Origin of the sequence: Skermanella sp. TT6 (assembly GCF_016653635.2) — a bacterium.
Classification (GTDB): domain Bacteria; phylum Pseudomonadota; class Alphaproteobacteria; order Azospirillales; family Azospirillaceae; genus Skermanella; species Skermanella cutis.
The window spans coordinates 5,621,146-5,641,499 of sequence record NZ_CP067420.1 but is presented as its reverse complement, the minus strand read 5'-3'; the positions used below and the strand labels follow the sequence as shown (position 1 = coordinate 5,641,499).

Below are 20,354 nucleotides of genomic sequence, written 5' to 3'. Positions count from 1 at the left end.
CCGTCATTTCCTCGTCAGGTTGATCTTGAGGTCGGCCGCGTCGGTGATCGGGGCGGAGCAGGTCATGTTCGCGCAGACATAGGCGGTCGCCTTGCCGGCCACCATGCCCTTGCCCTGCGCCGGATGACCCTCCGGAAGGGCGGTCTCCGGGGACAGCAGGGTCATGACCGCCGAGGGCGACGAGGTCGCCCGGACCGTGGCGAGCAGGGCCTCGGTGTCGGCGGCTCCCCTGTTCCCGACCACCACCAGCTGGATCGCAGTATAGAGCAGTTCGGTGTTGTTGAGCAGCGTGGAAAGGGGGAAGAAGTTGCGGGTCAGCTCGCCGGAGAAGGCCTGGACCAGGGCCTCGGCCCGCTGGTGATAGGTGTCGTCCCCGGTCATGTTGAACAGCCGGGCGAGCACGCCGACCATGGTCCCGTTGCCGGCGGGAACGGCATTGTCGTGGGCGGTCTTAGTCCGCACGATCAGCCGCTCGGCATCGTCGGCGGTGAAGAAGTAGCCGCCGTTGTCCTTGTCCCAGTAGTGGCGGTCCAGCAGCTCGACCCAGCCGCGGGTCCGGTCGAGATAACGGGACTCGCCGGTCACCTCGTACAGGGCCAGCGCCCCGCGGGCCATGTCGGCATAGTCGTCGAGGGAGGCCGGGTTCTTCAGCCGGCCGCGGCGCCAGGTGTGGAACAGCCTGCCGTCCCGAACCATGGTGCCGGTCACGAAGTCGAACGCGGCGGCGGCGGCGGCGGTCCAGTCCGGCTTACCGAACACGAAGCCGGCGCGGGCGAGCGCCGCGATCATCAGCCCGTTCCAGTCGGCCAGCACCTTGTCGTCCCAGCCGGGATGGACGCGGCGTTCGCGCGCCTGCCACAGGATCGCCCGCATCCGGGCGAGGCTCGCCTCCTGGTCCTCGTCGCCCAGCTCCGGCCTGGCGGTCCGGTTCAGGATGTTGCTGCCTTCCCAGTTGCCCTGCCGGGTGACGTCGTAGGCCGCCTTGAAGACCGCGGCGTCGGGGCCGAGGATGTCGTCGATCTCCCGTTCCGACCAGACGTAGAAGCGCCCTTCCTCGCCCTCGCTGTCGGCGTCGAGCGTGCTGGCGAAGCCGGCGACCCGGCCGCCTCCGGCATCCTCCGCCAGCATCTCGCGCAGGACCCAATCCACCGTCTCGGCGACGCGGACCTTGAACAGCGGCTCGCCCGTCTCCTGCCAGACCAGGGTCAGCAGATCGATCAGCTGGGCATTGTCGTACAGCATCTTCTCGAAATGCGGGGCCAGCCAGCGGTCGTCGGTGGAGTAGCGCGCGAAGCCGCCGCCGAGATGGTCGTAGATGCCGCCCTGGCACATGCGGCCCAGGGTATTGGTCACGGCGGTCTTGTAGGGTTCCCTGCCCGTCCGCTTCCAGGCGTGCCACAGCAGGGTGAACAGGGAGGTCTGGGGGAACTTGGGCGCCGACCCGATGCCGCCGTTCAGGGGGTCCACCTCGCGGAGCAGACGGTCGGCCACCTGGTTGAAGACGCCGGGCGGGATGGCGCCGCCGGAATGGTTCTCCGCCAGCTTGTCCAGGCTGTCCTTCAGCGCCGTGACGTTGCGCGTCACCTTGTCCGGCTCCTCATGGTAGGTCGCCGCGACGCCGCGCAGCACGTCCGGGAAGCCGGGCCGGCCGTAGCGCGAGGCGGGCGGGAAATAGGTGCCGCCCCAGAACGGCTCCCCCTCGGGCGTCAGGAACATGGTCAGCGGCCAGCCGCCGGACTGCCCGAGCAGCGCCAGGGCCGACTGGTAGATGGTGTCGAGGTCGGGCCGTTCCTCCCGGTCGACCTTGATGTTGACGAACAGCTCGTTCATCACCCCGGCGATCTCGGGGTTCTCGAAACTCTCGTGGGCCATCACGTGGCACCAGTGGCAGGCGGCGTAGCCGACTGACAGCAGGATCGGCTTTTTCTCTTTCCGCGCCCGGTCGAAGGCCTCATCTCCCCAGGGCATCCAATGCACGGGATTGTCCTTGTGCTGGAGCAGGTAGGGGCTGGTCTCATGGCCCAGCATGTTTGAGGACATGGTGCTCGCCTTTATCTGAGAGGGTTGCGGCATTGCGGCAGAGAACGGGTGCTGTCGTTGCGCTTGCACATCCTATCTGTATAGTGAAGCGCGCCGGCGAGTGCGCTCAACCCCAATCTGCGTGGGGCTACCCCGGCTGGGGACGTGCCCCGAGAGGTTCCGAGCATGAAAATCACCGTCGACATCGATTGTACCCCCGAGGAAGCCCGGCATTTCTTCGGCCTGCCGGACGTCAAGCCGATGCAGGACGCTTTGATGCAACAGATCCAGGACCGCATGAGTGCCAACCTGCAGGCCATGGAGCCGGAAGCGATGCTGAAGACCTGGCTGCCGGCCGGGCTTCAGGGCTTCGAGCAGATGCAGAAGATCTTCTGGACCCAGATGAGCAACGCCATGGGCAAGGATGGAAAGAAGTGAGCGATCCGGAACTGGTCTACAGCAGCCATGTCTTCTGCTGCACGAACCTGCGTCCCGAAGGGGCCAAGCGCGGGTCCTGCGCGGCGAAGGGGTCGGAGAAGCTTCGCAACTACATGAAGGCCCGCGCCAAGGAACTGGGATTGGAGCCCAAGGTCCGGATCAACTCGGCCGGTTGCCTGGAGCGGTGCGAGTTGGGACCGGCGCTGGTGATCTATCCCGAGGGCGTCTGGTACACCTTCGCGTCCCAGGAAGACATCGACGAGATCCTGCAGACCCATGTGATCGAGGGCGGCCGGGTCGAGCGGCTGATGCTGATGCCCGACCAGACGGAGCCCCGGCCGGAAGCCCGGTCCGTCGCCCCCGCCTGATCCGGTGATCCCGACCATCTTCGCCCCGGCCACCGCGCCGGGGCGCGGGGGCGTCGCCATCGTCCGGGTCTCCGGACCCCGGGCCGGCGATGCGCTCACGATCCTCACCGGCCGTTCCCTCCCCGCCCCGCGCACCGCCGCCGTCGCCCGGCTCGCCGATCCCCGCAGCGGCGAATTCCTCGACCATGGGCTGGTGCTCTGGTTCCCGGGGCCGCGCAGTTTCACCGGGGAGGACGTCGCCGAATTCCATGTGCATGGCGGCCGCGCGGTCGTCGCCGGGCTGATCGACGCGCTCTCCGCCCTGCAGGGCTTCCGGATCGCCGAACCGGGGGAGTTCAGTCGGCGCGGCTTCGAGAACGGCAAGTTCGACCTGACCGCCGCCGAGGCCATCGCGGATCTGGTCGATGCCGAAACCTCCGCCCAGCGCCGCCAAGCCCTGCGCCAGATGGAAGGCGAGTTGGGCCGCCTCTACGAGGACTGGCGCCACCGCCTGACCCACGCCCTCGCCCATCTGGAAGCCGACATCGACTTTCCCGACGAGGACCTGCCGGAAGGGGTCTCCGACCAGGTGCGCCCGGTCCTGGAGTCCCTGATCGCCGGCCTGCGGGCCCATCTCGACGACAAGCGCCGGGGCGAACGGCTGCGCGACGGCATCCATATCGCGATCCTGGGGGCGCCGAACGCCGGCAAGTCGAGCCTGCTGAACGCGCTGGCCCGGCGGGAAGCGGCGATCGTGTCGGAGCGCGCGGGCACGACCCGGGACGTGGTGGAAGTCCATCTCGACCTGGGCGGCTATCCCGTCGTCCTGGCCGACACCGCCGGATTGCGCGAGGCCGCCGACGAGATCGAGTCCGAGGGCATCCGCCGGGCGCTGGCGCGGGCGGCGCAGGCCGACCTGAAGCTCGCGGTGTTCGACGCGACCTCCCTGCCCGACCTGGACGCCCAGACCCTGGCGGTCGTGGACGAGGATACCCTGGTCGTCCTGAACAAGTGCGACCGGGTCGCCCCGCCGGAGATGACGGTCGGGGGACGGGTGGCTCTGGCGGTTTCCGCCGCGACGGGGAATGGGCTTGCCGAGTTGATTGAGAGGTTGACCGCCGAAGTGGCGCGGCGGTTCGAGGCGCCGGGTGTGCCTGCCCTTACCCGCGCCCGCCATCGGTCGGCATTGGAGGAGTGCGTGGGGTCGCTTGAGCGGGCGCTGTCTGCTCTCCTGCCGGAGCTGGCGGCCGAGGATGTCCGGATCGCGATCCGGGCCTTGGGAAGGATCACCGGCCGGGTCGATGTGGAAGATCTGCTCGACGTGATCTTCCGGGACTTCTGCATCGGGAAATGAGCGTTGTTTCACGTGAAACGCGCCGGTCCGGGAAGTCCAAGGATCACTGATGCACACGGATGGATCGGATGGGCACGGATACATGCCGGCCGGAGCCGATGCCGGCCGGATCCGTGTTCATCCGTGATCCTTCCCGCTTCGAAACGCGCGCTTCCCGGCAATCCGGCTTTGACCTCAACCCGTTCAGTCAATAAAGTGCCCGCCATGCGGATTTATGATGTGATCGTGGTCGGCGGTGGCCACGCGGGCTGTGAGGCTGCCGCGGCGTCGGCTCGGATGGGCGCGCGCACGCTGCTGCTGACCCACAAGCTGGAAACCGTCGGCGAGATGTCGTGCAACCCGGCCATAGGCGGTTTGGGCAAGGGCCATCTCGTCCGCGAGATCGACGCCCTGGACGGTGTCATGGGCCGGGTGATCGACCGCGCCGGAATCCAGTTCCGTATCCTGAACCGGAGCAAAGGTCCCGCTGTCCGCGGTCCCCGCGCGCAGGCCGACCGCAAGCTGTACCGCGAGGCCATGCAGGCCGTCCTGGCGGAACAGCCCGGCCTGGACATGCTGGGCGATGCGGCCGAAGACCTCATCATCGGGGCGGACGGTGCCGTGGCCGGGGTCGTCACCGGCAACGGTCGGGAGATCCGGGCCGGAGCCGTGATCCTGACCACCGGAACGTTCCTGCGCGGCATGATCCATCTGGGCGAGGAGAAGATCCCGGCGGGCCGCGTCGGCGAGGCTCCCGCCCTCGGCCTGTCTGAGACGCTGGCGCGCGCCGGTTTCCCGCTCGGCCGCCTGAAGACCGGGACGCCACCGCGCCTCGACGGCCGCACCATCGATTGGGCGGGGCTGGAATGCCAGCCGGGCGACGACCCGCCTCCTCCCTTCTCGACCCTGACCGACCGGATCACGACGCCCCAGGTTCCTTGCCACGTGACCTGGACCACCCCGGCCGCGCACGAGGCGATCCGCGCGAACCTACACCGGGCGCCGATGTATTCCGGCCAGATCCAGGGTGTCGGGCCGCGCTACTGTCCGTCGATCGAGGACAAGATCGTCCGCTTCGCCGACAAGGAACGGCATCAGATCTTCCTGGAGCCGGAGGGGCTGGACGACGATACCGTCTATCCCAACGGGATCTCGACCTCCCTGCCCCGCGATGTCCAGCTCGACGTGCTGCGGGCCATTCCGGGGCTTGAGCACGCGGTCATGATCCGCCCCGGCTACGCGATCGAATACGACTATGTCGATCCGCGCGAGCTGACCCCGACCTTGGAGACCCGCCGCCTGCCCGGTTTGTTCCTGGCCGGTCAGATCAACGGCACGACGGGGTACGAGGAAGCGGCGGCCCAGGGGCTGATGGCCGGGATCAACGCGGCGCTTCGGTGCGGCGGCGGCGACAGTTTCGTGCTGGACCGGGCAGACGCCTATATCGGCGTGCTGATAGACGACCTGATCACCCGGGGCACCACAGAGCCCTACCGCATGTTCACGTCCCGCGCCGAGTACCGGCTGCTGCTTCGGGCTGACAATGCGGACCAGCGCTTGACCGCGAAGGGCATGGCGGTCGGCTGCGTGGGAAGCTTCCGGTCGGAGCGGTTCGCCGAGAAGGCGGCCGGGCTGGAGCTTGCCCGCGCCCTGGTCGGCCGTCTCCAGGCGACCCCGAACGAACTGTCCCGCCAGGGCATCAACGTCAACCATGACGGCGTGCGTCGCACCGCGGCGGATCTGCTGCGCTATCCCGACATGGACCTGGGCAAGCTGGCACGGCTTTGGCCGGAGCTTTCCGAACTGCCGGGCGCCGTCGCCGAGCAGATCGAGATCGACGCGCGCTACTCCGGCTATCTCGACCGGCAGGAGGCCGACATCCGGGCCTTCCGCAAGGACGAGTCCCTGCTGCTGCCGGACGACCTGGATGTCGACTCGATCGGCAGCCTGTCCACCGAGATCCGTCAGAAACTGCGTCAGGCCCGGCCTGCGACCCTGGGGGCGGCCGCCCGCATCCCTGGCGTTACGCCGGCCGCGGTGGTCGCCCTTCTCCGCCACGTGAAACGCCGCGATGCCCGCCTCAGCGCCTGAGGACGTTCTCTCCGGTGTTTCACGTGAAACACGCGACCGCCTCCAGGTCTATGCCGACCTCCTGCGGAAATGGCAGCCGGTCATCAACTTGGTCGGTCCCCGGACCCTGCCCCATCTCTGGACGCGGCACTTCGTTGACTCCGCCCAGCTCCACTCCCTGATCCCTGCGGGAGCGCGGACCCTGGTGGATTTCGGCAGCGGCGCCGGCTTCCCCGGCCTGGTGCTGGCGATCCTGGGAGTTCCCGATGTCCACTTGGTCGAGAGCGACCAGCGAAAAGCCGCCTTCCTGCGGGAAGTCGCCCGCGCCACCGGCGCTGCCGCCACGATTCATGCCGCTCGAATCGAGAGCATCGACCCTTTTTCCGCCGATGTGGTGACCGCCCGCGCGCTGGCTCCGTTGGTCGATCTGCTTGGGTTCGCCGCTCCATTTCTGGCGCCGGACTCGATTTGCCTGTTCCCCAAAGGCCAGCAGGCCGAAGATGAAGTATCGATCGCTTCGAAGACTTGGAATATCGCCGTCGATCGGATACAGAGTGTCACCGACCCCAGCGCCAGCATTCTTCGCGTAAGCGAGGTGTCCCGTGCCTGATGTCACCCGCTTTCCCACCGTCGCTCCAGAGGCCAAGATGTCCCGCGCCCGCGTCATCTCCGTTGCCAACCAGAAGGGCGGCGTCGGCAAGACGACGACGACCGTCAACCTTGCGACCGCTCTCGCCGCCGTCGGCAAACGGGTCCTGATCATGGACCTGGACCCCCAGGGCAATGCCTCGACCGGGCTCGGCATCGAGCGGTCGAGCCGCAATGTCGGCACCTACGACGTGATCTTCGCCGAAGTCCGGGTGGAGAACGCCGCGATCGAGACGTCGGTGCCCAACCTGTGGGTGGTCACCTCCTCCCAGGACCTGTCGGGCGCGGAGATCGAGCTGGTCGGTGCCGAGCAGCGGGAGTACCGCCTGCGCATGGCTCTCGCCCACAGCGCCCTGAACTACGACTATGTCCTGATCGATTGCCCGCCGGCGCTCGGCCTGCTGACGCTGAACGCCCTGGTCGCCAGCGACGCGGTCATGGTGCCGCTCCAGTGCGAGTTCTATGCCCTCGAAGGACTCAGCCACCTGATCCGGACCATCGAGCGGGTCAAGCGCGCCTTCAATCCCGGCCTGGATATCCATGGCGTCGTGCTGACCATGTTCGACAAGCGCAACAACCTGTCCGACATGGTCGCCGCCGATGTCCGCGGCTTCTTCGGGGAGAAGGTCTACGACACGGTCATCCCGCGGAACGTCAAGGTGTCGGAGGCCCCCTCCCACGGCAAGCCGGTGCTGATCTACGATCTGCGCTGCCCCGGCTCCCAGGCCTATATCCACCTGGCGAGCGAAGTCCTGAAGCGTGAGAAGAAGAGGCTGATCGCCTGATGGAAGAGAACAAGCGCCGCTCGAGCCTCGGCCGCGGCCTCAACGCGCTGTTCGGCGAGGCCGCCGCCGACGATCTGGTGGAAACTCCGGACAAGGGCAAGCAGACCCGCCAGATGCCGATCGAGTTCGTGACGCCGGGCAAGTTCCAGCCGCGGCGCCGGTTCGACCAGGAAGCGATCCAGAGCCTCGTGGATTCCGTGCGCGAGCGCGGCATCCTTCAGCCGCTGCTGGTCCGGCAGCATCCGGACGACCCCAAGATCTACGAGATCATCGCCGGCGAGCGCCGCTGGCGCGCGGCCCAACTTGCCGGGCTGCATCAGGTGCCGGTCGTCGTCCGCGAGTTCACGGACCGGGAAGCGCTGGAAATCGCGCTGATCGAGAACATCCAGCGGCAGGACCTGACCGCCCTGGAAGAGGCCGAAGGCTACAAGCGGCTGATGGACGAGTTCGGCCATACCCAGGACGCCCTGGCGAAGGCGCTGGGCAAGAGCCGAAGCCATATCGCCAACATGCTCCGCCTGCTGACCCTGCCGCTCCAGGTCAAGCAACTGGTCCAGGACGGCTCGATCACCGCCGGCCACGCGCGGGCCCTGCTCTCGGTGCCCGATCCGGTGGCGGCGGCCCACCAGGTGGTGGAGAAGGGCCTGAACGTCCGGCAGGTCGAGCAGCTCGCCCGGGACGCCCAGAACCCGAGGGAGGAGCCGGCACCCGCCGCGCCGATCGGCGGAACCGTTCCGGCACCGCGGGGCACCGCCGCTTCCCGCCCCGGCAAGGATCCCGACACGCTGGCCCTGGAGCAGGACATCACCGGCCGCCTGGGGCTGCGGGTCAGCATCAGCGCCCAGGGACAGGGCGGCACGCTGAGCATCCAGTATCAGACGCTGGACCAGCTCGACGAGGTGATCCAGCGCCTGACGGGGCAGTAGATCGGAGGGTGCTCGTCCCGCGCACCTCGGGCGGCGGGACGCCGCCCCTCCAGGACGTCTCAGCCCAGCTTCCGGGCCACCAGATCCGCCAGATTGACCTCCGGGCGGGCGCCGACATGGCTGATCACCTCGGCTGCCGATATGGCGGCGATCCGGGCGCAGTCGGGCAGGCTGCGGCCGTGGGTGTAGCCGTGCAGGAAGCCGGCGGCGAACAGGTCCCCCGCCCCCGTGGTGTCGATCAGCCGGTCGACCGGATCGGCCGGGATCTCGAACACGTCCCGCTCCGTCACGACGACCGATCCCTTCTCGCTGCGGGTCAGCACGGCGGTCTCGCACCGCCCCCGGACCGCGGCCAGCGCCTCGTCGAAGCTGTCCACCTGGTACAGCGCCATGATCTCGTGCTCGTTGCCGAACAGGATGTCCACGTGATTGTCGACCAGATCGGCGAACTCCGCCCGGTGGCGGTTGACGCAGAAGCTGTCGGACAGGGTCAGGGACAGCTTGCGGTCTCCGGCATGGGCCAGCCTGGCCGCCTTCAGGAAGGCTTCCTTGGCGAGCGGGCGGTCCCACAAATAGCCTTCCAGGTAGGTCACCTGGGCGCTCTGGATCAGGTCCGCGTCGATGTCGTCGGGGCCGAGCTCGACGCAGGCGCCGAGATAGGTGTTCATGGTCCGCTGGGCGTCCGGCGTCACCAGGATCAGGCAGCGGGCCGTGGGCGCGCCCTCCGTCGCCGGCTTGCTGTCGAACCGGACCCCGACGGCGCGGATGTCGTGGCGGAACACGGTGCCGAGCTGGTCGTCCTTCACCTTGCCGATATAGGCGCCCTTGCCGCCCAGGGAAGCGATGCCGGCCATGGTGTTGCCCGCGGAACCGCCGGACATCTCGATGCCCGGTCCCATCCTGCCGTAGAGTTCTTCGGCCCGGTCGGCATCGATCAGGGTCATGGCGCCCTTTTCCAGGCCGTTGGACGCGATGAAATCATCATCGGCGTGGGCGATGACATCGACGATGGCGTTGCCGATGCCGACAACGTCGAGGGTGGCCTGGGACATGCGGGAGTGCATCCTTGTTCTGGTGGAGGGGCTCTGGCGGGGAAGGTTTTGAGGATTAGCGCGGCCGGAGTATAACGGCCGGCACCTTCCATACAAGCCCGGCCCTCGAACCTGATCGCGATGCTTCACATGATCCCTGCCCTCGTCCGCGCCGTCGGCCAGCTCTCCGATCCTCCGGTCCGCAAGGTGGTCTGGCTCAGCGTCCTCGGCGCGATCCTGGGCTTCCTCACCATGGCCGGCCTGGTCTGGATCCTGCTCTTCCAGACCCGGCTGACGGAGCTGCCCTGGCTGGACACCACGATCGACGTGCTGGGCGGCCTGGGGGTGTTCGCCCTGGCCTACCTGTTCTTTCCCGCCGTCGTGGTCACCATCTCAGGCCTCCTGCTGGAGCGCGTGGCCGTTTCCGTGGAACGGCGGCACTATCCGGGCCTGCCGCCCGCCGAGGGCCAGAGCCTGGGGGCGGAGATCTGGAACGCCGTCAAGTTCCTGGCGCTCGTGGTGTTCCTCAACCTGCTCGTCCTGCCGGCCTACCTGTTCCCCGGCATCAACATCGCGGTCTTCTACATCCTGAACGGCTATCTGCTGAGCCGCGAGTACTTCGAACTCGTGGCACTCCGGCGCATGACGCCGGCGGCCGCCCGGACGATGCGCAAGGCTCACAGCGCCAAGCTGTTCCTCGCCGGAGTCATCGTCGCCTTCTTCTCGACGATACCTTTTGTCAATCTGCTGGTTCCCGTTGTGGCGACGGCCTTCATGGTGCACATTTTCTATGGGCTCACAGGAAACTTGCACCGAGCTGCCAGATAGTAATAAAGAGTTAACCATGACGGCTCAATTTGTGGCCAGCCGTCATCCACCCTGCCTTTGGGGGCCATCGCCCATGTTTCGACGCAAGTCACCGCCCACCGGACCGCTGAAACCCGAAGGCGCCATGCCGGTCGAGCCGGCCGCGCCCGAAGCGGTGGCCACCGAGCCGCCGGTGCGTTCCCCGTTTGCCGATAAGGGACCTGATATGTCGCCGACCAAACCGCCGTCCTCCAGCACCTCCTTCAAGCCCGAGATTCCGCGCCGCGTGGTCGAGATTCCGGGTGCCCCGGCGCGCCGCCCGATGGGCGAGGGAATGGCGGCGCCTTCGACCGGGTCCTCCCCCGTTTCCAGCTCGTCCCTGTCCACCAGCGCCACCGAGATGCGGAAGCTGATCGTCGGCCGCGACATCTCGCTCTCCGGCGAGATCACCGCCTGTGACGTGCTGGTGGTCGAAGGTACCGTGGAAGCCAAGCTGCGGGACGGCCGCAACATCGAGATCGCCGAGTCCGGCCTGTTCAAGGGCAGCGTCGAGATCGACGAGGCCGACATCGCCGGCCGGTTCGAGGGCGACATCAGCGTGCGCGGCCGCCTGCGTCTGCGGTCCACCGGCAAGATCAACGGCTCGATCCGCTACGGCGAGCTGGAAGTCGAGGCCGGCGGCCAGCTGATCGGCGAGATCCAGGTGCTGACGGCCAATTCGGCCTCCATCGCGCGGATGCCGGCGACCCCCGCCGAGCCGCCGGCGGCTTCCGAGGCGGTGCAGGCTTCCCCCTACACGGCCGCGCATTCGGGCGGCGCCGAGTAAGCTTCCGGGCTTGACCGGACTGGAGAACCCGCCGGTGGCGACGCCGGCGGGTTTTTCCGTCCGGTTTTTCCGTCTCCTCGGCGCTCAGAACATGTGGCCGCTGCGTTCGGCCTTCGTCTTCAGGTAGGCCTCGTTGTGGCCGTTGCTGGGGAAGACATGGGGCACCCGGTCGATCACCTCGATCCCGCAGCGCGCCAGCTGGCGCAGCTTGTCCGGGTTGTTGGTCAGGAGCCGCACCTGGGAGAAACCCAGTTGCCGCAGCATCTCCGCCGCCGGCAGATACACGCGCTCGTCGGCGTCGAACCCCAGCATCTCGTTGGCCTCGACCGTGTCGAACCCCTCGTCCTGGAGCTGGTAGGCCCGCAGCTTGTTGACGAGCCCGATGCCCCTGCCCTCCTGCGCCAGATAGAGCACGATGCCGCTGCCCTGGCGGGCGATCTCCGCGATGGCGCCGCGCAGCTGGTCGCCGCAGTCGCAGCGCAGCGATCCCAGCAGGTCGCCGGTGAAGCATTCCGAATGCAGCCTGACCAGCGCCGGGCCGTCCTGGGCGGAGGGATCGCCGATCACGATCGCCAGATGCTCGACCCCGCCGTCGGGCGGACGGAAGGCCAGCACGCGCGTGTTCTCGGCGTCGACCAGCGGCACCGCGGCATCGCCGACCAGGGTCAGCGTCCGCGCCGCATGGGTCTGATAGTCCAGGATGTCCCGGGCGCGCACCAGCATCAGGTCGTGCTTGGCGGCCCAGGTCCCGGCCGTCGCCCCGCGGGGCGGCCGGACCGGCGCCACGACTGCCGCCGGCAGCAGGCGCGCCAGCTTGGCCAGCGCCACGGCCGCTCCCTCGCGGGTTCCCAGCTCGGCCGGCGCCACGCTCAGGGTCGGGCCGGGACCCTCGGAGGTCCGCCGGGTCGGATCGACCAGCGCGTGGATCGCGTCGGCGTCCAGGCCGCCGGTCAGGGCCAGCGTGACCACCGGCGCCTGCTGCCCCGGCAGCCCGATCGCCACCGCCCGGGGCCGGGTGACGGCGAGCACCGGGGCTGCTCCGGCCGACTTCCTGAGCTCCTCCAGCGCCTCCGCGGTCACCGCCTCCACCGACAGCGCCAGGGCCAGCCTTCCCTCCAGATCCTCCACGAGGACGGGATCGCCGCGCCGCAGCTCGCCGATCGCACGATCGACCGACCGAAGGGCAGTCTGATCGAGGGGTTGGGACAGGTCGTCCGTCAGTTTGGCGAGACTGGGGGAGGTCATCGTTCTTTTCTTGATGTCCGTGAAAAGTGGAGCGGGCTGTCAGGACTCGGTCCGGGCAGGGCCGGCGGCGGGGTCTCTGTCGCGATAACCATCGATCCGCGTGCCATCGTCCGCGCCGGCCTTCACCAGCCAAAGCGTATCGACCGCGAAGGAGAAAAGCAAAAGGCCAAGTGCCGCTGCGGCCGCAAGGCTGCTGAGCGGCGGCTGGATCACCGGCAGGATGCAGGCGAGGAGAACCGCGATCTGCACGACGCAGATGACCCGGCGCCGCTGGCTGAACGGCAGCTCGGCGTTCAGCATGGGCCAGACCCAGCCGGCGGCGACGAAGCCGTAGCGCGCCAGCCCGATCGCCAGCACCCACGCGCCCGCCTTGCCGTCCTGCCACGCCAGCACCGCGAGGATGCCCATCAGGACAGTATCGAAATTGATGTCCAGCTGCTTGCCGTACGCGGTGGCCATCCGCGTCCGCCGGGCGACCCACCCGTCCACCCCGTCCAGTACCAGCGCCAGCAGCGCCGCCAGCGAGACGGCCCACAGCGCTTCGGGCGAAAGATGCGGGATCACCGGGATCGTCCCGCCGATCAGGCTGGCGATCACCCCGCGCAGCAGGGTCACCCGGTTGGCGGCGCCGAAACGGGCATGGGGCGCATGACCGCGCAGGTGGAGCAGCATCATCACCGCGACGACCGCGTAGCAGCCCATGGCGGTCAGGGGATAGAGGCCGGGCAGGCCGGCCAGATCGCCCAGCGCCACCGCCGCTCCCGCCGTCACGGCGGCGCCCGCCGCCATGTGCAGGGCGACGCTGAGGAAGAGCCGGGCCGTCGCCGGCATTCCCTGCCCGGGTTCCCTGCGTGCGCTGTCGATCGATCCGTAAGCCATTGACGATAATTGGTGCATAAAATGCGATGGTAAAGGGCTTGGGTCCTGTCGATGGACGCCTGCGGGAATTACCTTCTATGGGGGACTGGTAAAGCGGGGCGGAGAGGGCAATTGGTAGGGCTTGAACATGGATAGTACCGAACCTTCCCTTGCGGGCTCCCCGCCCGACTCCGATCCGGCTCGGCTCTGGCGGACGATCCTCGACCTCAGGCATGGCCGGCCGGGATCCGGTTCGGCCAAGCCGCCGACCGCAGGCGACATCCGGGCCGGCATCGGGTCCGGGGACGGCGAAAGCCTCCTGCTGTGCGACCTCTATCTTCCCCTGTGCGCCGCCGCTCCGCGGGGACGCTACGCCGTGGCCCATCTGGGCCAGAGCCTGGACGGCAGGATCGCGACGCTGTGCGGCGCCTCGCAGTGGGTGACCGGCCCGGAGGACATCCTGCACAATCACCGCATGCGGGCCCTGTCCGACGCCGTCCTCGTCGGGGCCGGCACCGTCCGGCACGACGATCCCAAGCTGACCGTCCGGCTGTGCGAGGGACGCAACCCGGTGCGGGTCGTGGTCGATACCAACCGCCGGCTCGACGGCAGCCAGGGTGTCTTCCACGACGGCGCCGCCCCGACCCTGCTGCTGTGCGCCCACGACCTGGCGCGGCCCGGAGAGCGCGTCGGCACCGCCGAGGTGGTCGGGCTGCCCCGGTGCGGCGCCGGGCTGGATCCCGCCGGCATCCTGGCGCTGCTGGCCGACCGGGGCCTGGGATTCGTCTTCATCGAGGGGGGCGGCGTGACCGTGTCCCGCTTCCTCCAGGCCGGTTGCCTCGACCGGCTGCAGGTCACGGTCGCGCCGCTGATCCTCGGCTCCGGCCGGCCCAGCTTCACCCTGCCGGAAATCGAGACGATCGACGGCGGGCTGCGGCCCAGGTCGCGCCATTTCGTCCTGGGAGCGGACATCCTGTTCGATTGCGATCTCCGTGGCTGACGCCTTCCCGAACGACCCGCCGCCCGCTACCGCCACCGCGTTCTGGACCGTGGCGCCCGGGCGGGGGGAACTGCGCGAGGCGCCCCTTCCCGCCCCCGGCCCCGGCGAGGTGCTGGTCCGCGCCGAGGTCAGCGCCGTCAGCCGCGGCACCGAGAGCCTGGTGTTCCAGGGCAGGGTACCGTTCGAGCTGTTCGACAGCATGCGCTGCCCCTTCCAGGAGGGCGACTTCCCCGGCCCGGTCAAGTACGGCTACTGCATGGTCGGCGTGGTCGAACGGGGACCGGCCGCCCTGGCGGGACGGCGGGTGTTCTGCCTGCATCCGCACCAGGACCGGTTCGTCGTGCCGGCCGACGCCGTCGTGCCGGTACCGGACGGGGTATCCTCCGACCGCGCCGCGCTGGCCGCCAACATGGAGACCGCGGTCAACATCCTGTGGGACGCCCTGCCGCCGGTCGGCAGCCGGATCGCGGTGATCGGGGCCGGCGTCGTCGGCTGCCTGACCGCCTGGCTGGCGGCCCGGATCCCCGCCGCCAGGGTGGAACTGATCGACGTCAACCCGGCCCGCGCCGCCACGGCCGAAACCCTGGGCGTCGGGTTCGCCCTGCCGGGGGCGGCGGCGCGGGACTGCGACATAGTGATCCATGCCAGCGGCAATCCGGACGGCCTCGGCACGGCATTGGACATCGCCGGTTTCGAGGCGACGGTGGTGGAGGCCAGTTGGTACGGCACCCGGCCTGTCGCGGCTCCCCTCGGCGCCGCCTTCCATCCGCGCCGTCTCCGGCTGCTGTCGAGCCAGGTCGGGGCCGTGGCCCCGGCCATGCGGGCGCGGTGGGGTTACCGCGACCGCATGGCCCTGGCGCTCGATCTGCTGAAAGATCCAAGGCCGGATATCCTCTTGACCGGATCATGTTTGTTTGCTGACCTAGCAGATATTTTTCCCAAACTCGCCCTGACTCCGGGCGATCAGCCCGCTACTCAGATTTGTCATCTGGTCCGCTATGGCGGGGAACGATGACGAACCGGAACGGAGGACTCCGCCCATGTACAGCCTGACCGTGCGGGATCACATCATGATCGCCCACAGCTTCAAGGGCGAGGTGTTCGGCCCGGCCCAGAAACTCCATGGCGCCACTTTCGTATGCGACCTGGAGATGCGCCGCCGGAGCCTCGACGCCGACGGCCTCGTGGTCGATATCGGGATGGCCGCCGCCCTGCTCGCCGAGGTCCTGAAGCCGCTCAACTACCGGAACCTGGACGAGGTCGAGGAGCTGTCCGGCGTCAACACGACGACCGAGTTCCTGTGCGGCGAGATCCACCGCCGCCTGAGCGCCCGCATCCTGGACGGCGCGCTGGGCGAAGGCGGGCGGGGCCTCGACGGCCTCAAGGTCACGCTGCACGAATCCCACCTCGCCTGGGCCACCTTCGAGGGTCCGCTCCAGGGGGATTCGGCTCGATGAGCCTGGACGTCCATCTGGTTCTGCCCGGCCGCCTCGACCAGAAGACCGGCGGCTACATCTACGACGCCCGCATCGTCGCGGGCCTGCGGGAGCGCGGGATCGCCGTCCATGTCCACGAGCTGCCGGGCCCCTACCCCATCGTCGACCAGGAAGCGATCTACGAGGCGGACCGCGTGCTGTCCCGCCTGCCGGACGGCGCGCTGGCGGTGATCGACGGGCTGGCGCTGCCCGGCGTCGCCGGCAGCCTGATGATCGAGAACCACCGGCTGCGCCTGATGGCGCTGGTCCATCATCCCCTGTCGCTGGAAACCGGGCTGGAGGAGGCCCCGGCGCGCACCCTGCGGCAGCTCGAGCAGGGCTGCCTCGCCCGCGTCCACCGGGTGGTCGTGACCAGCCCCCATACCGCCGAAGCGCTGCTCTCGGATTTCCACGTGACGCCGGACCGGCTGGGCGTCGTGGAGCCCGGGACCGACCGGCCCGGGGCGCCGGCCGCCGGCTCCGCGACGGACGAGCCCAACCTGCTGTGCGTCGCCACCGTCACGCCGCGCAAGGGTCACCTCTTGCTGGTCGAAGCCCTGGCCGGCCTGGCCGACCTGCCTTGGAAACTCACCTGCATCGGCAGCACCACGCGCGATCCCGGGGCCGCCGCGGCGGTGCAGGACGCGATCTCGCGCCACGGGCTGACCGGCAGGATCGCCCTGATGGACGAGATCGGCCCCGCGGCGATGCCCAGCCAGTACCATGGCGCCGACCTGTTCGTGCTGCCCTCCTACCATGAGGGATACGGAATGGCGCTGGCGGAGGCCCTGGCGCACGGGCTGCCGATCGTCAGCACCCGGGCCGGCGCCATCCCGACCACCGTGCCGGACGATGCGGCGATCCTGGTCCCGCCCGGCGACGCCGAGGCGCTGCGGGACGCGCTGCGGAGCGTCCTGACCGACGCCGGGCTGCGCGCGCGCCTGACCCGGGCCGCGCGGTCGGCGGCCCGGCGCCTGCCGACCTGGGACGACGCGGCCGACCGTTTCGCCGCCGAGCTGGCGGTCCTTGAGCCCCGGCTGCGCCTGGGCGCCACGGGCGACTGAGCATCCGGGGGATTTCCACATGGGCGGCTTCGACCGCGACTGGCTGCGGCTGCGGGCGCCGTTCGACGATGCCGCCCGCGACGCCTCGCTGACCCGGCGCCTCGCCGCGGTCCTGCCCGACGAGCCGCGCCTGCTCGACCTCGCCGCCGGCACCGGCGCCAACCTGCGCCACCTGTCGCCCCGCCTCCGGCGTCCGGGCCAGCGCTGGGTGCTGGCCGACCATGATCCCGCCCTGCTCGACGCGGCCGCGGCGGAAATGGCCGCCTGCGCGCATCCCCCGCCCGCCTTCGAGACCCGCCGGGTCGATCTGTCGCGGGACCTGGAGGACCTGGATTTCCGGCTGTTCGACGCCGTCGTCGCGACGGCCCTGTTCGACCTGGTCTCGGCCGACTGGATGGACCGCTTCGTCGCCGCCCTCGCCGCGGCTCCAAGGCCGTTGCTGGTCACCCTGAGCGTAGACGGGCGGCTGCGCTGGTCGCCCGAGGATCCCGGGGACGCGGCGATGCGCGGCTGGATCGAGCGTCACCAGGCGACCGACAAGGGCTTCGGCCCCGCCCTGGGACCCGAAGCGCCGCACCGTCTCGCCGACGCCCTGCGGGCCCGCGGCTTCGCGGTCGAGACCGCCGCCAGCGACTGGATCATCGGGCCGGCCGATGCCGCCATGCACCTTGCCCTGATCGAGGGCTATCGGGGTGCTGCGCTCGAGATCGCGCCGGAGGGCGAACCGTCCGCGATCGAGGGCTGGGCCGAACGCCGCCGGACCGCGGCCCGGGCGGGAACGCTGGAAACCCTTGTCGGCCATGTCGATATTTTTGCAGAACCGCGCTGAAAGCCTTTGACAGCCGGGGGCGGCCACAGTATCTAGCCGGTCCGCGCTGCCCAGGTGGCGGAATTGGTAGACGCGCAGGTTTCAGGTACCTGTGGCAGAAATGTCGTGGAAGTTCGAGTCTTCTCCTGGGCACCATCCTCCGACGATGGTTCGAAAGCGGCGCGGTAACGGATGGCGGGTCTCCCCCGCCGCTCCGATCGGTCTATGTCCCTCCCGGTACCCGACAGGCGGTACCGCGTCATCACGGGAGGACCGACATGGCCAAGGCAATCTGGAACGGCGCAGTGATCGCGGAGTCGGACAGCTTCGAGCTGGTCGAGGGCAACGTCTATTTTCCGCCGGCCGGCCTCCGGCGCGACTATTTCAAACCATCCCCCACCACGACCGTATGCCCCTGGAAGGGTACCGCCCATTACCATACGCTCGTGGTTGACGGCGTCGAAAACCGCGATGCCGCGTGGTATTATCCGGAACCCAAGGAAGCGGCGGCCGCCATCAGGGATCATGTCGCCTTCTGGCGGGGAGTCGAGGTCCAGCGCTGAGGATCCCGCATCCGAGTCCCCGCGGGGGCCGGTGCCGGATGTCCCGGTGACGAACGGGCCCTAACAGGGGATACGATGACGCCGGGCAAGAAGATCCTGCTGGTCGACGACGACGTGGCGCTGCGCCAGTCGCTGGCCGAACAGCTTCATCTCCTGGAGGAGTTCGAGACGGCCGAGGCGGACGACGCCTCGACCGCCCTCGATCTGGTACGCCACGGCGTGTTCGACGCCGTCCTGCTCGATGTCGGCCTGCCCGACATGGACGGGCGCGAACTGTGCCGGCTGATGCGGCGGGAAGGGGTGCGCAGCCCCATCATCATGCTGACGGCGGCCGGCACCGACAGCGACGCCATCCTGGGCCTCGACAGCGGCGCCAACGACTACGTGACCAAGCCGTTCCGGCTCAGCGTGCTGCTCGCGCGGCTGCGCGCCCAGCTGCGCCAGTACGAACAGAGCGAGGACGCGGTCTTCTCGATCGGTCCCTACACCTTCCGTCCCAGCGTCAAGCTCCTGATGACCGAGGCCGGCAAGCGCAAGATCCGGCTGACCGAGAAGGAGACGGCGATCCTCAAGTTCCTCTACCGCGCCGGCGAGAAGGTGGTCGGCCGCGACACCCTGCTGGGCGAGGTCTGGGGGTACAATGCCGGGGTCACCACCCACACGTTGGAAACCCATGTCTACCGCCTGCGCCAGAAGATCGAGCGCGACCCGTCCCACGCTGAGATCCTGGTGACCGAACCGGGAGGCTACCGGCTGGTTCCCTGAGTTTCGGGGGAAAGGGCAGGGACCGCGCGGGCTGAGTATACAGGAACGCGACGCTTTGCCGCTTCCAAGTAACCATTATTAAATTTTTGTTAGATGTACTTGGACCGGCGAAAATTACTTCCCTCCTTCCCCGGCATGTCTATGATGCGGCCATCCGCCGCCATGCCTTCGGGGTCCCATGGTCACCACCGTCGCTTCCCATGCCGTCCAGCCCGCCGGCAGCCCGCCCGCCGGCGTCGCCCCGGTGCCGGAGCCGCGGCTTTCGGTGGTCGTTCCGGTCTATAACGAGGCCGAGAACGTCCTGCCGCTGCTTGCCGAGATCAGGGCGGCGCTCTCCGTGGCCGTGGACTACGAAGTCGTCTTCGTCGACGACTGCAGCGACGACGGTACCGCCGACCGGCTCGCTCCGGAGCGGGGCGCCGTGCGCATCGTCCGGCATTCCACCCGGTCCGGCCAGAGCGCCGCGGTGCGGACCGGCGTCCGGGCCGCCCGGGGGACCTGGATCGCCACGCTCGACGGCGACGGGCAGAACGATCCCGCCGACATTCCCAACCTGCTGGACCTGGCGATGATGCCCGGCGCGCCGGCGCTGGTCGGGGGGCTGCGCCGCAAGCGCCGCGACATCTGGTCCAAGCGGGCGGCCACGAAGATCGCCAACGGCTTGCGCCGGGCCGTCCTGAACGACGGCTGCGCCGACACCGGTTGCGGCATCAAGGTTTTCCGCCGCGACGCCTTCCTGGATCTTCCCTATTTCGGGGCGATGCACCGGTTCCTTCCCGCGCTGTTCCAGATCCACGGGCATCGGGCCGACTTCGTCGAGGTCAACCATCGGCCCCGCCGGCGCGGCGTGTCGAAGTACGGCAACCTGGGACGTGCGGCTATCGGCATCGTCGATCTGCTGGGAGTCCTGTGGTTGAAACGCCGTACCCGCCTGCCGGACTCGGTCCTCGAGGACTGTGCCGGGCAGGCCCGCTGATCGGATCGATGGCGCGGCATCGATACAGCTCTATCGGGTGATTGAATGCTCTCCGTCTGGACGGCGATCGGGTTCGTGGGGCAGGCGCTATTCTCGATGCGCTTCGTGATACAGTGGATCCAGAGCGAGCGACTCAAGCGCAGCTTCGTGCCGGAGACCTTCTGGTACTTCAGCATGGCCGGCGGGATCACGCTGCTGGCCTACGCCATCCATCGCCAGGACCCGGTGTTCATCCTGGGGCAGGGGCTAGGGCTTGTGATCTATTCCCGCAACATCTGGATGATCTGGCGCGACAAGCGGAAAACGGCCGGCGACGACGCGATCGCCGACGACATCGGGCACGCGTCGGCATCGTGAGCGTCGCGGATTC

The 20,354-nt window shown here is 68.9% G+C and carries 22 protein-coding genes and 1 tRNA gene; 19 read left to right on the top strand and 4 right to left on the bottom strand.

What is annotated here, in order from left to right; genetic code table 11:
- Window positions 1-3: 3 nt before the first annotated feature.
- Window positions 4-2,040, bottom strand: a complete 2,037-nt coding sequence (locus IGS68_RS26250; RefSeq protein WP_201075671.1) for a thioredoxin domain-containing protein — start codon at window positions 2,038-2,040, stop codon at window positions 4-6.
- Between the two features lie 165 nt (window positions 2,041-2,205).
- Between IGS68_RS26250 and IGS68_RS26245 the strand changes: the two genes are divergently transcribed.
- The 7 genes from IGS68_RS26245 (at window position 2,206) to IGS68_RS26215 (ending at window position 8,566) form a co-directional block, all read left to right on the top strand.
- On the top strand, window positions 2,206-2,457 hold the full coding sequence (locus IGS68_RS26245) for a DUF6489 family protein (RefSeq protein ID WP_201075669.1): 252 nt from the start codon (window positions 2,206-2,208) through the stop codon (window positions 2,455-2,457).
- Window positions 2,454-2,825 carry a (2Fe-2S) ferredoxin domain-containing protein gene (locus tag IGS68_RS26240; RefSeq protein ID WP_201075667.1) on the top strand — a complete coding sequence of 124 codons (372 nt, stop codon included), beginning with the start codon at window positions 2,454-2,456 and terminating at the stop codon, window positions 2,823-2,825. The genes IGS68_RS26245 and IGS68_RS26240 overlap by 4 nt, the downstream gene beginning before the upstream one ends.
- Before the next feature lie 4 nt (window positions 2,826-2,829).
- Entirely contained in the window at window positions 2,830-4,158 is a 1,329-nt protein-coding gene (gene mnmE, locus IGS68_RS26235) for a tRNA uridine-5-carboxymethylaminomethyl(34) synthesis GTPase MnmE (protein ID WP_201075665.1), read from the top strand.
- 204 nt (window positions 4,159-4,362) lie between these two features.
- Complete coding sequence (gene mnmG, locus IGS68_RS26230) at window positions 4,363-6,228, top strand: tRNA uridine-5-carboxymethylaminomethyl(34) synthesis enzyme MnmG (protein WP_201075664.1); 1,866 nt, start codon at window positions 4,363-4,365, stop codon at window positions 6,226-6,228.
- Window positions 6,209-6,817, top strand: a complete 609-nt coding sequence (rsmG, locus tag IGS68_RS26225; RefSeq protein WP_201075662.1) for a 16S rRNA (guanine(527)-N(7))-methyltransferase RsmG — start codon at window positions 6,209-6,211, stop codon at window positions 6,815-6,817. Before mnmG ends, rsmG begins: the two co-directional genes overlap by 20 nt.
- 37 nt (window positions 6,818-6,854) lie before the next feature.
- Window positions 6,855-7,640 (top strand): ParA family protein, encoded by a 786-nt coding sequence (locus IGS68_RS26220; protein ID WP_201081691.1) that lies wholly within the window; start codon window positions 6,855-6,857, stop codon window positions 7,638-7,640.
- Window positions 7,640-8,566: a ParB/RepB/Spo0J family partition protein gene (locus IGS68_RS26215; RefSeq protein ID WP_201075660.1), complete on the top strand. Its 927-nt coding sequence runs from the start codon at window positions 7,640-7,642 to the stop codon at window positions 8,564-8,566. The genes IGS68_RS26220 and IGS68_RS26215 overlap by 1 nt, the downstream gene beginning before the upstream one ends.
- A gap of 59 nt (window positions 8,567-8,625) precedes the next feature.
- Here IGS68_RS26215 and IGS68_RS26210 read toward each other — a convergent pair whose 3' ends face one another.
- Window positions 8,626-9,618, bottom strand: coding sequence for an adenosine kinase (locus tag IGS68_RS26210; protein WP_201075658.1), 993 nt, complete (start codon window positions 9,616-9,618; stop codon window positions 8,626-8,628).
- Between the two features lie 129 nt (window positions 9,619-9,747).
- Between IGS68_RS26210 and IGS68_RS26205 the strand changes: the two genes are divergently transcribed.
- On the top strand, window positions 9,748-10,425 hold the full coding sequence (locus IGS68_RS26205; protein ID WP_201075655.1) for an EI24 domain-containing protein: 678 nt from the start codon (window positions 9,748-9,750) through the stop codon (window positions 10,423-10,425).
- A gap of 205 nt (window positions 10,426-10,630) precedes the next feature.
- Complete coding sequence (locus IGS68_RS26200) at window positions 10,631-11,230, top strand: bactofilin family protein (RefSeq protein WP_247881092.1); 600 nt, start codon at window positions 10,631-10,633, stop codon at window positions 11,228-11,230.
- Between the two features lie 84 nt (window positions 11,231-11,314).
- On the opposite strand, the gene ribA is transcribed toward IGS68_RS26200, so the two are convergent.
- Both ribA and IGS68_RS26190 read right to left on the bottom strand, forming a co-directional pair.
- Window positions 11,315-12,475 carry a GTP cyclohydrolase II gene (gene ribA, locus IGS68_RS26195; protein WP_201075651.1) on the bottom strand — a complete coding sequence of 387 codons (1,161 nt, stop codon included), beginning with the start codon at window positions 12,473-12,475 and terminating at the stop codon, window positions 11,315-11,317.
- 39 nt (window positions 12,476-12,514) lie between these two features.
- Window positions 12,515-13,306 (bottom strand): CDP-alcohol phosphatidyltransferase family protein, encoded by a 792-nt coding sequence (locus tag IGS68_RS26190; RefSeq protein WP_201075649.1) that lies wholly within the window; start codon window positions 13,304-13,306, stop codon window positions 12,515-12,517.
- A gap of 175 nt (window positions 13,307-13,481) precedes the next feature.
- Here IGS68_RS26190 and IGS68_RS26185 point away from each other — a divergent pair, with 175 nt between their 5' ends.
- The 10 genes from IGS68_RS26185 to IGS68_RS26140 all read left to right on the top strand — a co-directional run bounded on the left by IGS68_RS26185 (window position 13,482) and on the right by IGS68_RS26140 (window position 20,341).
- Entirely contained in the window at window positions 13,482-14,333 is an 852-nt protein-coding gene (locus IGS68_RS26185) for a RibD family protein (protein WP_201075646.1), read from the top strand.
- Window positions 14,326-15,348, top strand: coding sequence for a dehydrogenase (locus IGS68_RS26180; protein WP_201075644.1), 1,023 nt, complete (start codon window positions 14,326-14,328; stop codon window positions 15,346-15,348). The genes IGS68_RS26185 and IGS68_RS26180 overlap by 8 nt, the downstream gene beginning before the upstream one ends.
- A 25-nt stretch (window positions 15,349-15,373) precedes the next feature.
- Entirely contained in the window at window positions 15,374-15,790 is a 417-nt protein-coding gene (locus IGS68_RS26175) for a 6-pyruvoyl trahydropterin synthase family protein (RefSeq protein WP_201075643.1), read from the top strand.
- Window positions 15,787-16,872 (top strand): glycosyltransferase family 4 protein, encoded by a 1,086-nt coding sequence (locus IGS68_RS26170; RefSeq protein WP_247881091.1) that lies wholly within the window; start codon window positions 15,787-15,789, stop codon window positions 16,870-16,872. Before IGS68_RS26175 ends, IGS68_RS26170 begins: the two co-directional genes overlap by 4 nt.
- Before the next feature lie 19 nt (window positions 16,873-16,891).
- Window positions 16,892-17,701, top strand: a complete 810-nt coding sequence (locus IGS68_RS26165; RefSeq protein WP_201075641.1) for a methyltransferase domain-containing protein — start codon at window positions 16,892-16,894, stop codon at window positions 17,699-17,701.
- Between the two features lie 48 nt (window positions 17,702-17,749).
- Window positions 17,750-17,836: transfer RNA gene (locus IGS68_RS26160), tRNA-Leu, on the top strand.
- A gap of 122 nt (window positions 17,837-17,958) precedes the next feature.
- Window positions 17,959-18,243, top strand: coding sequence for a DUF427 domain-containing protein (locus IGS68_RS26155; protein ID WP_201075639.1), 285 nt, complete (start codon window positions 17,959-17,961; stop codon window positions 18,241-18,243).
- A 75-nt stretch (window positions 18,244-18,318) separates the two neighbouring features.
- Window positions 18,319-19,008 (top strand): response regulator transcription factor, encoded by a 690-nt coding sequence (locus IGS68_RS26150; protein WP_201075637.1) that lies wholly within the window; start codon window positions 18,319-18,321, stop codon window positions 19,006-19,008.
- Window positions 19,009-19,186: 178 nt separating this feature from the next.
- Window positions 19,187-19,984, top strand: coding sequence for a glycosyltransferase family 2 protein (locus tag IGS68_RS26145; protein ID WP_201075635.1), 798 nt, complete (start codon window positions 19,187-19,189; stop codon window positions 19,982-19,984).
- Window positions 19,985-20,029: 45 nt separating this feature from the next.
- Window positions 20,030-20,341: a lipid-A-disaccharide synthase N-terminal domain-containing protein gene (locus IGS68_RS26140; RefSeq protein ID WP_201075633.1), complete on the top strand. Its 312-nt coding sequence runs from the start codon at window positions 20,030-20,032 to the stop codon at window positions 20,339-20,341.
- The last annotated feature ends 13 nt before the right edge of the window (window positions 20,342-20,354 follow it).

What these genes read in the sequence shown, in the direction of transcription:
- IGS68_RS26250 (WP_201075671.1), bottom strand. Translation starts at nt 2,040, where the DNA reads ATGTCCTCAAACATGCTGGGCCATGAGACCAGCCCCTACCTGCTCCAG.
- IGS68_RS26245 (WP_201075669.1), top strand. Translation starts at nt 2,206, where the DNA reads ATGAAAATCACCGTCGACATCGATTGTACCCCCGAGGAAGCCCGGCAT.
- mnmG (WP_201075664.1), top strand. Translation starts at nt 4,363, where the DNA reads ATGCGGATTTATGATGTGATCGTGGTCGGCGGTGGCCACGCGGGCTGT.
- rsmG (WP_201075662.1), top strand. Translation starts at nt 6,209, where the DNA reads ATGCCCGCCTCAGCGCCTGAGGACGTTCTCTCCGGTGTTTCACGTGAA.
- IGS68_RS26220 (WP_201081691.1), top strand. Translation starts at nt 6,855, where the DNA reads ATGTCCCGCGCCCGCGTCATCTCCGTTGCCAACCAGAAGGGCGGCGTC.
- IGS68_RS26215 (WP_201075660.1), top strand. Translation starts at nt 7,640, where the DNA reads ATGGAAGAGAACAAGCGCCGCTCGAGCCTCGGCCGCGGCCTCAACGCG.
- IGS68_RS26210 (WP_201075658.1), bottom strand. Translation starts at nt 9,618, where the DNA reads ATGTCCCAGGCCACCCTCGACGTTGTCGGCATCGGCAACGCCATCGTC.
- IGS68_RS26205 (WP_201075655.1), top strand. Translation starts at nt 9,748, where the DNA reads ATGATCCCTGCCCTCGTCCGCGCCGTCGGCCAGCTCTCCGATCCTCCG.
- IGS68_RS26200 (WP_247881092.1), top strand. Translation starts at nt 10,631, where the DNA reads ATGTCGCCGACCAAACCGCCGTCCTCCAGCACCTCCTTCAAGCCCGAG.
- ribA (WP_201075651.1), bottom strand. Translation starts at nt 12,475, where the DNA reads ATGACCTCCCCCAGTCTCGCCAAACTGACGGACGACCTGTCCCAACCC.
- IGS68_RS26190 (WP_201075649.1), bottom strand. Translation starts at nt 13,306, where the DNA reads ATGCCGGCGACGGCCCGGCTCTTCCTCAGCGTCGCCCTGCACATGGCG.
- IGS68_RS26185 (WP_201075646.1), top strand. Translation starts at nt 13,482, where the DNA reads ATGGATAGTACCGAACCTTCCCTTGCGGGCTCCCCGCCCGACTCCGAT.
- IGS68_RS26175 (WP_201075643.1), top strand. Translation starts at nt 15,374, where the DNA reads ATGTACAGCCTGACCGTGCGGGATCACATCATGATCGCCCACAGCTTC.
- IGS68_RS26170 (WP_247881091.1), top strand. Translation starts at nt 15,787, where the DNA reads ATGAGCCTGGACGTCCATCTGGTTCTGCCCGGCCGCCTCGACCAGAAG.
- IGS68_RS26165 (WP_201075641.1), top strand. Translation starts at nt 16,892, where the DNA reads ATGGGCGGCTTCGACCGCGACTGGCTGCGGCTGCGGGCGCCGTTCGAC.
- IGS68_RS26155 (WP_201075639.1), top strand. Translation starts at nt 17,959, where the DNA reads ATGGCCAAGGCAATCTGGAACGGCGCAGTGATCGCGGAGTCGGACAGC.
- IGS68_RS26150 (WP_201075637.1), top strand. Translation starts at nt 18,319, where the DNA reads ATGACGCCGGGCAAGAAGATCCTGCTGGTCGACGACGACGTGGCGCTG.
- IGS68_RS26145 (WP_201075635.1), top strand. Translation starts at nt 19,187, where the DNA reads ATGGTCACCACCGTCGCTTCCCATGCCGTCCAGCCCGCCGGCAGCCCG.
- IGS68_RS26140 (WP_201075633.1), top strand. Translation starts at nt 20,030, where the DNA reads ATGCTCTCCGTCTGGACGGCGATCGGGTTCGTGGGGCAGGCGCTATTC.